A 14847-nucleotide genomic window follows, 5' to 3' on the forward strand; every position below is an offset into this window, starting at 1 on the left:
GCTTTACCAGATTCAGATCATTTCCTCCGGATGGAATACCTCGTCGAATTTCTCCGGCGTAAGGAATCCAAGTTCTACGCACGCTTCTTTTAAGGAAATATTATCCTTATGCGCTTTTTTCGCCGTTTTCGCGGCATTGTCATAGCCAATGTACGGATTGAGCGCCGTCACCAGCATAAGCGAGTTGTGCAGATTGTGACTCATTTTCTCCCTGTCTGCCTTAATCCCTGTCACGCAGTTGTCGTTAAAGGATTTGAGGCCGTCCGTCAGAAGCCTTACCGACTGCAGGAAGTTGTAGATACACACCGGCATGAATACATTCAGTTCAAAGTTCCCCTGAGAAGCAGCCATGCCTACCGCAACGTCGTTTGCCATAACCTGTACGGCAATCATTGTCATCGATTCACACTGGGTAGGATTTACCTTGCCCGGCATAATCGAGCTGCCCGGCTCGTTTTCCGGAATAAAGATTTCTCCCAATCCGCAACGCGGGCCGCTGGCCAGCCATCTCACATCGTTTGCAATCTTCATCATGTTTGCGGCAAGCGCCTTCAAAGCGCCGTGCGCAAACACAAGATCGTCCTTTGAGGTAAGCGCATGGAATTTATTCTCAGCAGTCACAAATTCCTTGCCCGTCAGGTTGCCGACCTGCTTTGCAATTTCTTCCGCAAAGCCTTTTGGCGCGTTGAGGCCGGTACCAACCGCCGTTCCGCCAAGCGCCAGCTCCTTTAATCCCGGAAGCGCAGCTTCAAGCATTTTCTTTGTCTTTTCGATCATATTGCGCCAGCCGCTGATTTCCTGCGAAAAAGCAATGGGCGTAGCGTCCTGCAAATGCGTCCGCCCGCTCTTCACGATCCCTTCATTTTCCTTTTCCAGACGCTTGAGCGTCTCAATCATACGATCCATTTCAGGCATCAGCCTATCTTCTATTCCAAGCACCGCCGCAATGTGCATTGCCGTTGGGAAGGTGTCGTTGGAGCTTTGCGACATATTGACATGGTCATTGGGATGCAGCAGCTTATTTCCGGCGATTTCGTTCCCGCGGTTCGCGATTACTTCATTCGCATTCATATTGGACTGTGTCCCGCTTCCGGTCTGCCATACCACGAGCGGAAAATGCCCGTTCAGCTTACCGGCAATTACTTCATCGCAGGCCTGTTCGATCGCAGAGCGTTTTTCTTCATCGAGTTTCCCAAGATTGCAGTTTGCAATCGCCGCCGCTTTTTTCAGGATTCCAAAAGCGTGCGTGATTTCGCGAGGCATTACCTCGTCACCAATCTCGAAGTTCTGCAGACTTCTCTGTGTTTGTGCCGCCCAGTATCTGTCAGCCGGAACCTTCATTTCTCCCATTGAGTCACGTTCAATACGATATTCCATTTCAACTGCCTCCCACTATTTTTTATAACAGATTTATAGTTTTACCTGTTTAATAACATCTTTTAGCACATCGGCACTGTGCTTTAGCTTTGCGACCTCATCGTCGGTGAGCGTCGGCAGTACCGTCCCGCAGATTCCCTTTGAGCCAAGTACAAACGGAATGCTCAGGCACACGTCATCGATTCCATATTCGCCATGCAGCATGGAAGATACCGTCATCACCCTGCTTGTACTTCCAAAAACACAGTCTACCATATGGCATACGGAAATCGCGATTGCATAGAAGGTCGCTCCCTTGCGTGCGATGATTTTTCCGCCCGACGTCCTGATGTATTGCTCAATTTCTTCTGTGTTAAGCTCCGCCTTAACCGCTCCTTCAATGTTGAATTCCCCATAATGACGCAGGATGTTTGCACTGCCAACGCGCGCTGCGGACCACGGTACAAATGAGCTGTCCCCATGCTCGCCCAATACATAGGCGTGCACGCTCTTCTGGCTGATCGCCAGATATTCCGCAAGGCGGCTGCGCAGCCTTGCCGTATCAAGCAGTGTTCCCGAACCAATCACCCTGCTTTCCGGGATTCCTGAAACCTTGCAGAAGGTATAGGTCAGCACGTCTACAGGATTGCTTACCAGAATATAGACCGCATCCGGCGCATGCTTAACGATTTCCGGTGCAATTTCTTTGATGATATCGACGTTCGTCTGCGCAAGATCAATCCTTGATTGCCCTGCTTTTCTCGGAAGCCCGGACGTAATAATTACGATATCCGAACCCGCCGCGTCCTCATACGTGCCGGCATATATCTTAATCGGTGCGCAAAAGGGCGTTCCCTGCCGCACATCCATCGCTTCGCCAAGCGCTTTTTCCGTATTGATGTCGATTACCACAACCTCAGAAGCAAGCCCTGTGACCGCCAATGTGTACGTGATCGTCGCCCCGACGCTCCCAGCGCCAATTACCGTTACTTTCCTGCTCATAAAACCGTTCCCCCTCAAAAATGATTAAGCCTAACTGATCCCTCATCAATTATAAAAAATGAAATTTTAAAATCCATTTCTTGCAAACTGTAATTTCTTTTTCCACAAAAATAGACATTTTATACTTTATTATGAAACTCCATGCTGCTTTCAAGCATAATTGTCCTTTTCAATCCTCTATTTAATTTCCCGCAAAACCACTGTTCCGGTTATGACGTTTTCCTCATTTTCTTTCTGCTTTTTGGCGGGCGCACATACCAGCCCATCATGAAAAGCTATACTTTGTGTATATTTTAACAAATAATAATACGTTTGTAAATACTTATCTATATAATCGGCGAAAATCGCAATAATTTTTAATTCTCCTATTGTCGCTTATTTCACACGTTTTAAAAACACCTGACAAAAACGTCTCGTTTCTAACACTTTTTTCGTGGTAAAATTGGTAAAATGGTCATTCCAATTTTTCCATCGTCCTTCTCCCTGCTTTTTCTCTGCAATAAATTTCTATCGCTGCTTTTTCCATTCAATTTTTCTTTCAATTCTATTTTACAACAATTTGATCTGTTTCTTACCAAATTGCAATAATAAATTTACATTTTTGCAGGAATTTGTCTCTTATGTAAAAATACAGATAGAAAAGCCGGCTTTACTGCCGGCTCTTCCATTTTGCTCATAAATCATCCCACTGTCATCCGATATCATATGTGTCCTGACGCGGAATAAACATCACTTTAATTGCGTTCCCAATGGCGATATCGTCGAATGCCTGTTCCCAGTTACTGATATTGACTTTGTGCGTGATCACCGCTGAAAGATCGTACGGAGTCGTTTTCATGATAGAAAGCGCGCGCTCCCATGACGAAACGCTGGAGCTGAAATTGAAATTAACATCCAGCACCTTATGGATCATCTCGAGCCATTTGATGCTTAGCTTTTCTTCTCCCGGCATCCCTACTACAGTTATTTTCCCACACTGTTTTACAATATCAGCCGCCGTATTGATCCCCTCCGCGGCGCCGCTGGCCTCAACCACTACATCCACACCCCGGCCGCTTGTCAGGCTGTCGACCAGCTTTTTTGCATTCTCCCTTTGCACGTTAATCACCTGGTCCGCGCCCAGCTTTCTTGCAGCAGGAAACCGCACGGCCTCGTCCGCATCCGTCCCCAATACGACAACCTTTGCGGCACCGCCTGATTTTGCGGCCACGGCGGACAGCAACCCAATCGGTCCCGCCCCCACGATGGCAACAGTATCCTGCGGCCCAATCTTTCCATGCTCCAAAACTCCGGTCGTCACAATCGCGAGCGGTTCGCAAAGTGCTGCCGTTACGCTGTCCACTCCCTCCGGTACATGGTGCAGAAAAAGCTCCGGCATCACAAGATAATCCGTAAATGCCCCGTCGATCCCCCATCCCGGCGACCGTTTGTGCGCACATAGCTGTATCTTCCCCGCACGGCACATTTCGCATTTTCCGCAAAAGTGCGTATGGGGTTCTCCCACCACGAGGTCGCCCGTAGAAAAACGCGTAACGCTTTTTCCCGTCTTCCGCACAATCCCAGCAAATTCATGTCCCATAACCACCGGCGGATAATACGGAAATTCATCACGCCAGATGTGGATATCAGTTCCGCATACGCCCGCCGCCGTTACCTCAATCAGTACGTCGTCTTCATTTTTGATTTTCGGCCTGAGAATATCACAAATCTCCAGATTTCCTTTGCCTTTTGCAACCTTCATCAACGCTTTCATAACGCCACTCTGCCTTTCGGTTATCCGGTCAATCCTGAAATCCGAAGAAATTATCGTATTCCTCTCCCACATAGAGAATATTATTTTTGGTTTTCATGTATTCAAGGATGCCATGCGTTCCGTTTTCCCTTCCGATTCCACTGTTTTTATTTCCGCCGTACGGCGCCTCGAGCTTTGACATGACATTACAGTTTTGCCATACGGTACCCGCATTAAGCCTCCTGCTTATATGGTAAAGCGTCCTGACGTCCTCACTCCACACTGCCGCGCCCAGCCCGAACAGCGTATCGTTGGCAAGCCTGACCGCTTCGTCTGTATCTTTATACTTGAAAACGCACAAAACCGGCCCAAATATCTCTTCCTGCACGCAAGCCATATCCGGTTTCACATCCGTAAGCACTGTCGGCAGATAATAGTAACCCTTTGCACAGTTGCCTTCCATATACCGTTTGCCGCCGCACAATATTGTCGCGCCGTTTTTTGCCGCCTCCTGCACGTAACCGTCAACAATATCATACTGGTGTTTGTTGATCAGCGAGCCAATCTGAGTGGACGGATCCATGATATCGCCCGGTTTCAAAGATTCCAAACGGTTTACCATAAGCTCCATAAATTCGTCGTAAATATCTTCATGGACGATCAGCCGCGTAGAAGCGCAGCATACCTCGCCCTGATTGAGGCAAAATCCCTGGATTGTTGAGTTTACCGCGCCACTGATGTCACAATCCTTGTGCGCGATCAGCGGTCCTTTTCCTCCCAGTTCCAAAATGAGTTTTTTAATAACCCTGGAACGCGAGGTCTGTTCCAAAAGGCTTCTTCCCACCTCTTCCGATCCTGTAAAGGAAACCATGCTGACATTCTCGTTTGCCATGATTGCCTCTCCAACAACGGCCCCGGGGCCGGATATAATATTTACAACACCTGCCGGGAAACCCGCTTCCAGAAAAATTTCTCCCATGAGCTGCGAGGTAACCGGCGTGAGGGACGACGCTTTAGCCACAACCGTATTTCCGGCGGCAAGCGCAGGACATACCGCCCGCGTAAACAAATGAAGCGGAAAATTCCACGGAGAAATCGTTCCCACAACGCCCATCGGCTCATATGTCACATAATCAAACGCAAAATTGCCCGGAATATTGACAATATCCCCTTTGAAAGTTGTCATAACCTTTGAAAAATACTCCATTGCGCGAATTGCGTATGGAATATCAACATCGCGCGATTCCCTGATCGGCTTGCCTGTATCCTGCGTTTCGCACACCGCAAGCTCCTCCGCCCTGCGCTGCATGATCTGTGCGGCGCGCGCCAAAAAGCCGCCGCGTTCTTCCGGATCCATTTCAGACCAAACGCCGCTGTCAAAAGCCGCCTTTGCAGCGGCAATCGCCTTATCTACATCGGTCTTTGATCCCTGCGCAAGCTGCGCAACAGGCTCTCCCGTCGCAGGATTATAGGAAAGAAAGGTCTTATTATCCTGCGCGTCCACCCACTCGTTGTTGATAAAAAGCTTCAAATTTTTCATCGGTCTCCTCCTGTCGATTCTTATCTATACCGCGCGCATGTGATGCGTCACGCCAAGCGACTTATGTAACCTTAGAAACGATTTTCAATTTTCAATTCATGTCAGGAACGATTATGTCGAAATGTAAACTGTCAGCAAAAAATTATCTATCTGTTGCTTTATTATAAGACTTTTATCCTGAAACCGCAATACGGAAAATCCCGGTAAATAGAACGCAACAAAAAAGGGATACCATTTTGGTATCCCTTTTGCCTGCTGCTTTGTTACGCTTCGCTTCTTTCAGCGATCGCTTTTTTGACCTGCTCGGTAAACGCCGGCAATATCTTCATCACATCTCCCACAACGCCAAAGTCTGCAACTTCGAAAATCGGAGCGGTTTCATCCTTGTTGATCGCAATGATCACGTCGGAGTCCTCCATTCCCGCCAGATGCTGAATCGCGCCGGAAATGCCGCATGCGATATAGAGGTCCGGGCGAACCGTTTTTCCAGTCTGACCGACTTGTCTGTCCTTAGGCACCCAGCCTGCGTCAACGCACGCACGTGACGAGCTCACCGTACCGCCAAACGCTTCCGCCAAATCCTCAAGAAGCTTGAAATTCTCCGGGCAGCCCATTCCGCGTCCGCCGGATACAAGGATTTTCGCATCCTGGATATCCATCTTGTCGCTGACCTTTTTGACAATATCCATGATCTCGACATTGATGCTTTCCTTTGGAAGCTCCACCTTATAATTCTCAACTTTTGCATGGGACTCGATTGGAGAAATACGCTGCATCACACCCGGACGCACCGTCGCCATCTGCGGACGGTAATCCGGACAGATGATCGTCGCCATAATGTTTCCGCCAAACGCAGGACGAGTCATGCGAAGATTCTTTGTTTCCGGATCGACCTCGAGGCCTGTGCAATCTGCTGTAAGGCCTGTATGCACACGGGCCGAAACCCTCGGCGCAAGGTCTCTTCCGATTGCAGTTGCGCCATACAGCACGATCTCAGGCTTTTTCTCCTGAATGATCGACGTCAACACGTGCGCATAAGGCTCCGTCATATAAACCTTAAGCTCCGGCGCGTCCGCCAAAATCACATTGTCTGCGCCATAGCGTCCAAGCTTATTGGCCATATCCCCGATCTCGTAGCCAAGCACCACTGCCGTTACTTCCGTATCGAGCGCCTCTGCAAGCTCTTTTGCCTTACTGACAAGCTCCATGGATACGCCTGTCAGTTTATTATCTTCTTGTTGTGCGAATACGAATACGCCTTTATAATCCTGTATATTCATCTTTTCACCACTTTCCGTCAAATAATGAATTTTTCACGGAGCTTTTCCATCAAAAATTCAACCGATTCCTGCACGTCCGTATTCACGACCGTTCCCGCTGCCTTTAAAGGTTTTGTGAAGGATTTGAACACGTGTGTGGGCGAACCCTTCAGGCCGATGTTGCTTCTGTCCACATCGAGGTCCTCTAAGGTCCACTTCACCACTTCTTTCTCGCGATATGCGTCAAAAACTCCCATCGGCGTCATGTACCGCGGATCGTTCAGCTCTGCAAGAGCCGTAATCAGGCAAGGCATTTTTGCCTTGAGCATATGATAACGGTCTTCGTACTGGCGCTTCACAATGATGTTGTCGCCTTCTACCCGGATTTCTTCCGCATAGCTGATGTTGGGAAGCTTCAGGTGCTCCGCAATCTGCGGGCCAACCTGCGCCGTATCTCCATCGATTGCCTGACGGCCTGTGATGATCAGGTCAAAAGGCAGCTTTCTGATCGCCGATGCAAGCGTAGACGAAGTCGCCCATGTATCCGCACCGCCAAACGCCCTGTCTGTCACGAGGATCGCTTCGTCCGCGCCCATTGCGAGCGCCTCGCGAAGCGCAAGGTCTGCCTGGGGCGGCCCCATCGAAATAACGCTGACCTTCGCGCCCATAGAATCTTTCAGCCTGAGTGCTGCTTCAAGACCTGCTTTATCGTCCGGATTGATGATGCTCGGAACCCCTTCACGGATTAATGTCCCTGTGACCGGGTCCAGCTTAACTTCATTTGTATCCGGAACCTGTTTGATGCAAACTACTATATTCACTGTAATTACCTCCCGTTTACTTCAGCGCAGCGCCGGAAATAACCATACGCTGAACTTCGCTGGTACCCTCGTAGATCTCTGTGATCTTCGCGTCGCGCATCATGCGCTCCACCGGGTATTCCCTTGTATAACCATATCCGCCCAGAAGCTGGACGCATTTTGTCGTTACTTCCATTGCGGTTTCCGCAGCATACAACTTTGCAACTGCCGATTCTACGGAGAAACGGTCTTTTGTATCCTTTGCGACTGCCGCGCGGTATACGAGCAGCTGCGCCGCGTCAATTCTCGCTTTGAGATCTGCAAGCACAAACTGCGTATTCTGGAATTTGGAAAGCGGTCTTCCAAACTGCTTTCTTTCCTTTACATAGGCAACAGCTTCATTGAAAGCACCTTCCGCAATACCGAGCGCCTGCGCGGCGATGCCGATTCTTCCGCCGTCAAGCGTAGCCATTGCCACTTTGAAGCCCTGTCCCTCTTTCCCAAGAAGGTTTTCTTTGGGAACAATACAGTTTTCCATAATCAGCTCTGCCGTGGCGCTGCCGCGGATACCCATTTTGCGCTCTTTTTTTCCAACGGAAAATCCCGGGAAATCCTTCTCGACAATGAACGCCGAAATCCCGTGGTTTCCCTTGGATTTATCGGTCATTGCGAAAATGATATACGTATCGGCATAGCCCGCATTGGTAATAAAAATCTTATTTCCATTGAGCACATAGTGGTCGCCTTCGAGAACAGCCTTTGTCTGCTGCCCGGAAGCATCCGTACCCGCGCCTGCTTCCGTCAGGCCAAACGCACCGATATGTTCGCCCTTTGCAAGCGGAACGAGGTATTTCTGTTTTTGCTCGTCCGTACCAAACTTTTTGATCGGATCTGAACCGAGGGACGTATGCGCCGAAACGATAACTCCTGTTGTACCGCACACCTTGGAAAGCTCCTCAACGCACAATACATACGCAAGCGTATCACAGCCCTGTCCGCCATACTCCTTGGGGAAGGGTATGCCCAAAAAGCCGTACTTTTTCATCTTTTCTACCGTCTCAACCGGGAAGCGTTCTTCTTCATCCAGTTCCTCAGCGAGCGGCTTCACTTCTTGTTCTGCAAAATCACGAAACAGTGTTTGCAGCATCTGATGTTCTTTGCTTAATGTGAAATCCATATCTCTCTCCTAAAAATAGCGTTCGTTTTACAACGTATGTTATAGCAAGCGTCTTTGGACGCTACTTACTATTTCAAACTTTCTGTTTTCTGCGATAAACGGGAGCAATGCCCATTTTCATCCTGTACTTGGCGACTGTCCTGCGTGCAATGTTGATTCCCCGTTCATTCAGCAGCCTTGTCATTGCGCTGTCTGAAAGGGAGGAATCCTTTTCAAGCAATTCCCTGATTGCTTCGTGCACATAATCGCTGCTCACAGGCTTTTCCTGTGACGTCGGCAGGCTTCGCACAAAAAAGTGTTTCAGTGAAAACACGCCCCTGTCACAAATCAGGTACTTCCCTGCCACCGCCCTGCTCACGGTCGAAACATTTACGCCAAGCTCTTCGGCGAGGTCCGCAAGGCGCATTGGCGCAAGCGGCTTTTCCTCAAGGAAGAAAGGCTTTTGGACTGTTACGATCTTTTCTGCGACACGTCGCAGCATCGTTTTCCACAACTCCAGCGAACTGACAATCCTGTTCGCTTTTATGTATTGTTCCTTTAAATAATCCTTCGCAGCTTTATCCTGTTCCGCTGCTTTTCGGTACTCCGGATTGATCGTAAGCTTTGGCAGCCTTCTTTCGTCAAGCTGCACCTCGAGGTCGTCCCCGTTTCGCACAATCGTAATTTCCGGATACACATATTGTATTTCTTCTCTCTTTGCGTCGTTGCTCACGCCCGGCCAAAGACTTTTTATAAGCTGCGCGTATTCTTTGACGCGCCGCACCGAGATATGAAGCTTTGCTGCAATCGCCGCATACTTTGCATGCGCAAGTTCCTCCAGAAACCCTTCCAGAATTTTGTACACACACGGATCCTGAACCTGCCTGCGCTCAAGCTGCAATTTCAGGCTTTCCTGCAATGATCTTGCTCCGACTCCCACCGGATCAAGCGACTGAACCGCCTCAAGTGCTTTTTGCACTTGCTCTGCAGAAGCATCGCATAAGCGCTCAATTTCACTCAGTGGCTCCGTAAAATAGCTTCTGTCGTCAAGGCTGTCAATGATGGTCTTTGCGGCCAGAAGCTCCTTTGGTTCAAGCCCCCGTATATCAAGTTGTTGCAACAACTCATCCTTGAGGCCTTCACTGTCTGCGATCTCGAAAAATCCTTCATTGCTGCGCACACCGCCGGATTGTCCGGCCTGCGATACATCCGTACCCATACGCACACGGAAAGCTCCCGCGTTTCCAAACAGGTTTTCCGGTTCTGTCATTTCCAAAACAGGATTTTCAACCACCATCCCGCCCAGGTAATCATTAAGCTCCAGCGCATTCATCTTCAGCAGAAACAATGCCTGCTGCAGTTGCTGTCCCAATACCTGTGACTGCGTCTGCTTTTGTTCAATGCCAATCTGCATTTAAGTTACCATGATATCAAATCAGCCTGCCGCGAAGCCCAAAGGCTTCGCATACAGGCAATTTTTGCATTACGCCCAGATTTCTTCGTCTGTCGGAATCTTTTTGTCTTTGTCGTAAAGACCGATCTGCGAAACGTTAATCAGATGCGTATAGTTGAGGTTTTCAGAAATACTGTTATTTCCCCAACTGCCGCAGCCAAGCGTTGTCGTCGGTGAAAATCCGTTTGTGAGCGCGCCGCCCGCCGTTGTGGAGGAAGGCTGGTTCACTACGATACGGCTTACCGGCATGAATTCGCCGACCATGCGTACGTGCTCCATATCGTTTGAATGGATCGCGCAGGTATGTCCTTTTCCCTCATAGCAAAGGTTTTCATATGCGATATTCATTGCTTCATCAAACGTATCGTATGGAATCGCAATCATGAACGGGCACATTTTTTCCTTACACAGCAGGTCTGCTTTGCCGATGCCGCGCGCCTTCAGAACGACAACCTTTGTGCCTTCCGGTACGTCTACGCCTGCAAGGGACGCGATCTTCTGCACACTCTGGCCTACCACGTCTTTATTGATTACGCCGTCCGGGAAAATGGTCTTTGCAAATTTTTCTACCGTTGCCGGATCGTCAATATAGTAAGCTCCGTTTTTCTCAAAGGCAGCGATTACCTTGTCAAAATCATCTTTGGGAGCAATAATACTCTGTTCACCAGAGCAGATGATTCCATTATCAAACTTACGGCCCGCAATAATCATGGATGCGGCTTCGTCATAATCCACGCCGCGGTCAACAATCACCTGCACATTTCCAGGGCCAACGCCAAGGGCCGGCTTGCCGCTCGAATAAGCGGATTTCACCATCCCGCCGCCGCCAGTTGCAACAACAACGTCAGCAGTCTTCATAACTTCCTGTGTCATATCGAGCGTCGGATGCTCAATCGTCTGAACAAGGTCTTCGGGCAATCCGAGTTTTTTCAGCTCTGCGCGGAACAAATCCACCACATATTTATTCAGGTTGCTTGTGCGCGGATGCGGCGCGATTACAATCGCGTTTTTACCCTTCAATGCAAACATCGCGTTGCACATGGGCGTAACAACAGGGTTCGTCACCGGAGTGATCGCCCCTACGACTCCCTTTGGCTTTGCTACCTTAATAATTCCGGTCTCTTTGTTTTCATCAATGATGCCGTAGGACTTTTTGCCCTTCATGCTGTTCCAGATACATTTGGATTTTCCTTTGCACTTCGCCACTTTGTCTTCGTAAACGCCCATGCCGGATTCCTCAACCGCCATTTTTGCAAGTTCTTCCGCACGGTCATAAACAACCTTGCCGATTGCTTTTACAGCCGCGTCTACCTTTGCCTGGTCGGCATTCTTCTCATATTCGGCCTGCGCAACATGCGCCTTCTCGAATATTTCCGCTATTGTAGCCATTTTCTAAACCCTCCTGAAAATTATAAAATTATATATAATCCGCCTAAAAATTATATACAAATTCACTTTTACAATGCCTTTAACCCCAATATAAAAGCATACAAGTTTTCTTGTACTATTATAGTAATTTTCAGGGAAAACGCAATCTTTTGTAACTAAAAAAATCGGATTTGTGTTTTTTCCGTTAACGTATGTTTTTATCTTTAAAAACACCGTGGTTGCCGATCATTTTGCTTAATCTAAAAAACGGATGACCTGCGCCATTGAGACGCTCCGGTCATCCGCTGTCCTGAGACGATATTCAGATTATTTTCTCTTCTGCTGATATTTCACTTTCACCAGCAAGCCCGCAAGGATAGAAGCTCCCGCAACGGCAATCCATACATAAAACCACGGATCGGCCGTATCTCCTGTTTTTGGAACGGCAACTACCACGTCGTTTGCCTTCCATCCCGCATACAGCGTCATATTTCCATTTACCGCATCCGATGCAAAATCCCATTTCTGCGTTGTTGCCGCATCGGTAAACCATCCCGTAAACGTATATCCTTCGTATGTGGGATCTGCAGGAGCACTGATCAGGCTTCCGGCCGAAATATTGGTTATCGCTGTAACCGCGCTGCCCCCGCGCGAATCAAACGTTACCGTATAGGTCACGATCGGCACAGGCGTTTCCTGCCAACCCGCATACAGCGTGATATTGCTGTTGATTGCAGTTGCAAAATCCCACGGCTGCGTTGCCGCCGCGTCCCTGAACCAACCCGTGAAGGTATAGCCGTTTCTTACAGGATCCTCAGGTTTTGCCACCGTTGATCCGTCAGAAACCAAAACGGGCTCTACCCCGCTGCCCCCCTGTGAATCAAAGGTCACCACATACTCGATTTCGATACCGGTATAATTGATATCAAAATTGTTATATGCGTATGTAAACGGCTGCGTAATATACGTCGTGTGGACATTTGAAGCATACAGGGCTTTGTCCTCCTCCTTAATCAGATATCCGCGTGATGCGCTGTTATCCGCAAACACAGCGCCAGGTTGAACGAAGATATTTGCCAGCGTCCCGTAGATCCCGCCGCCGTCCTGCAAGGCCGTGTTGCCTGTAATAGAGCCCTGGTTGAAGTCAATGTCTCCTATTGTACTTATTCCGCCTCCATTTTCGGCCCTGTTGCCGCTGATCGTTCCATTATTGATTTCAATCCAATTATCTGCATAAATTCCGCCGCCGCTGCCGTCTGCAACATTTCCATTGATCTGTCCGTTTTCCATAGTGATGTTGACAGCAAACACACCACCGCCATCTTCCATCGCATGGTTGCCGTCAATCGTGCCTTCCAGCATATATATAACCGATCCATACACACCGCCGCCGTCTTGCTGCGCTGTATTACCCGAGATAGTCCCTCCTCTCAGGAATGTGTTTGGCGCAATCATATACACACCGCCGCCGTTTATTCCGGCTTGATTGCCGCTGACTGTTCCATCCTGGAGCGTAAAATTACTTGCTGAATAAATACCTCCACCATGGCCGGACGTTGCAACGTTATCTGCCAGACTTCCACCGGATATGACAATATTGCCTCTCTGGTAGAGTCCGCCGCCATTGTTAGCCGCCGTATTTCCCTTGATTTCCGTGCCGATGTATTGTGTACTGCCGGTCACATAGGCTCCGCCTCCGGTTGTTGCATTGTTACCCGAAATCACGCCACTGTTCAGTTGGGCTTCGCCGGATACATAAACGCCACCGCCGTTCACTGCTGTGTTATTTTCGATCAAACCACCGTTGATTTCAAAATCCTGTTCTGTATGAATACCGCCGCCATTATCACCGGCCGTATTCCCGCTGACCTGTCCATTTTCCACCGTTATATTTACCGCGAACAGGCCGCCCCCGGTTTCCGTCGCGCGATTCCCGGTGACCGTCCCACGCAACATATAAACTGTTTGCCCATAAAATCCGGCGCCATCGACGGCCGTATTATTACTGATCGTTCCTCCGTTCAGGAAGGCGTTGGGCGCAGGAGTATAAATCCCGCCGCCTCTTTCCGCGCTGTTTCCACTAACTGTTCCACTTGAAAATGTAAAATTGCCTGCCGAATAAATTCCGCCGCCGTCGCCTGTCGCAGTATTTTGGCTAATCGTACTTCCTGATATTAAAACAGCGCCACTGGCATAAGCTCCGCCGCCATTGCCCGCTGTTGCCTTATTTCCAGTCAATGTCGAATTATTAATAGTTGCTGCGCCTGCGGCATTGATACCACCGCCCTGCGCGGCCTGGCAATTTTTGATCGACGCACCATTGAGTGTAATCATGCCCAACGCATTGATACCTCCACCATCTGCAGAGGCATTGCCAACCAGTTCCACCCCTTCAAAGGTCAGGGTGACGCCTGCCGACGCATTTATATGGCGTATGTTCCCCGCAACCAATAGCTGTACCGTGCCTCCGGCAGAACGAAACGTCAGGTTTTTGTCGACTGTCAACGGCGTCCCCGTAATCGTAATATTATTTGAAATCTCTACTACCCCTCCGGGAGCGGCGCTGGCAATTTCATTGCGCAGCGTTGTATCGTCGCTGGCAACGAACGGTGTGATCGAGTTTGCCGCCAGGACCGGTTGTTCTAATCCCTCATCAGTTTCCAATGACTGAGGCATTTCTAACGGTGCTGCCTGCTCCTCCTGATAAGGTTGCCCCGTTTCTTCAAGTATGGGGGCAGGTGAAGCAGCCGGCTCTGGTGTTTCCGTTTCTTCTGCTGCCTCTGTATCCATTTCAGAGTAAATTGATTCCTCTTCCATTGCATTTGCTGGATTTGGCATTACTTCATTTGCATAAGCAAAATTGAAAATACTCAATACCAATAAAACGGAAACAAATATGGAAATAATTGCTTTCTTATTCATTGTAATAGCATCCTCTCTGTGTGTATTATATAATAGCCTTTTATTCAGACCGAAGTTTGAAGCAGCTTTGAAATGATTTCGTCTTCTACAGTCTTTAACTAATATACCCCCGGAACAAACAGTCAAAAGTTAAAATTTCCAGAGGTTGCTTTTCAAAATTTTTCACAGGACAAGTCACTACCTTTTGTAACTAAAAAAACGAGTGTTTCCTTCCTTTCCGGTTCCTTAGTTAGTTAACAGGAAAAATCGGCTAATAATT

10 protein-coding genes are annotated in these 14847 nt (G+C 48.7%); all 10 read right to left on the bottom strand.

What is annotated here, in order from left to right; translation table 11 throughout:
* Positions 1 to 12 precede the first annotated feature (12 nt).
* Positions 13 to 1377, bottom strand: a complete 1365-nt coding sequence (gene fumC, locus CHK_RS15270; RefSeq protein WP_046444946.1) for a class II fumarate hydratase — start codon at positions 1375 to 1377, stop codon at positions 13 to 15.
* Between the two features lie 33 nt (positions 1378 to 1410).
* Positions 1411 to 2358, bottom strand: a complete 948-nt coding sequence (locus CHK_RS15275) for an L-lactate dehydrogenase (RefSeq protein ID WP_046444947.1) — start codon at positions 2356 to 2358, stop codon at positions 1411 to 1413.
* Between the two features lie 691 nt (positions 2359 to 3049).
* Positions 3050 to 4111 carry a zinc-dependent alcohol dehydrogenase gene (locus CHK_RS15280; RefSeq protein WP_052740653.1) on the bottom strand — a complete coding sequence of 354 codons (1062 nt, stop codon included), beginning with the start codon at positions 4109 to 4111 and terminating at the stop codon, positions 3050 to 3052.
* A 28-nt stretch (positions 4112 to 4139) separates the two neighbouring features.
* Complete coding sequence (locus CHK_RS15285) at positions 4140 to 5630, bottom strand: aldehyde dehydrogenase family protein (RefSeq protein ID WP_046444948.1); 1491 nt, start codon at positions 5628 to 5630, stop codon at positions 4140 to 4142.
* A gap of 263 nt (positions 5631 to 5893) precedes the next feature.
* The gene (locus CHK_RS15290; RefSeq protein ID WP_046444949.1) at positions 5894 to 6910 is read right to left on the bottom strand and encodes an electron transfer flavoprotein subunit alpha/FixB family protein; all 1017 of its coding nucleotides are present in this window, start codon (positions 6908 to 6910) and stop codon (positions 5894 to 5896) included.
* Between the two features lie 17 nt (positions 6911 to 6927).
* Positions 6928 to 7710, bottom strand: a complete 783-nt coding sequence (locus tag CHK_RS15295; RefSeq protein WP_046444950.1) for an electron transfer flavoprotein subunit beta/FixA family protein — start codon at positions 7708 to 7710, stop codon at positions 6928 to 6930.
* A gap of 16 nt (positions 7711 to 7726) precedes the next feature.
* Positions 7727 to 8866, bottom strand: coding sequence for an acyl-CoA dehydrogenase (locus tag CHK_RS15300; RefSeq protein ID WP_046444951.1), 1140 nt, complete (start codon positions 8864 to 8866; stop codon positions 7727 to 7729).
* A 73-nt stretch (positions 8867 to 8939) separates the two neighbouring features.
* Positions 8940 to 10259 (bottom strand): RNA polymerase factor sigma-54, encoded by a 1320-nt coding sequence (gene rpoN / locus CHK_RS15305; protein ID WP_046444952.1) that lies wholly within the window; start codon positions 10257 to 10259, stop codon positions 8940 to 8942.
* 69 nt (positions 10260 to 10328) lie between these two features.
* Positions 10329 to 11687 carry an aldehyde dehydrogenase family protein gene (locus CHK_RS15310; RefSeq protein WP_046444953.1) on the bottom strand — a complete coding sequence of 453 codons (1359 nt, stop codon included), beginning with the start codon at positions 11685 to 11687 and terminating at the stop codon, positions 10329 to 10331.
* Positions 11688 to 11993: 306 nt separating this feature from the next.
* Positions 11994 to 14588: an InlB B-repeat-containing protein gene (locus tag CHK_RS15320; protein ID WP_046444955.1), complete on the bottom strand. Its 2595-nt coding sequence runs from the start codon at positions 14586 to 14588 to the stop codon at positions 11994 to 11996.
* Between the last annotated feature and the right edge of the window lie 259 nt (positions 14589 to 14847).

This window comes from Christensenella hongkongensis (assembly GCF_000981035.1).
Classification (GTDB): domain Bacteria; phylum Bacillota; class Clostridia; order Christensenellales; family Christensenellaceae; genus Christensenella; species Christensenella hongkongensis.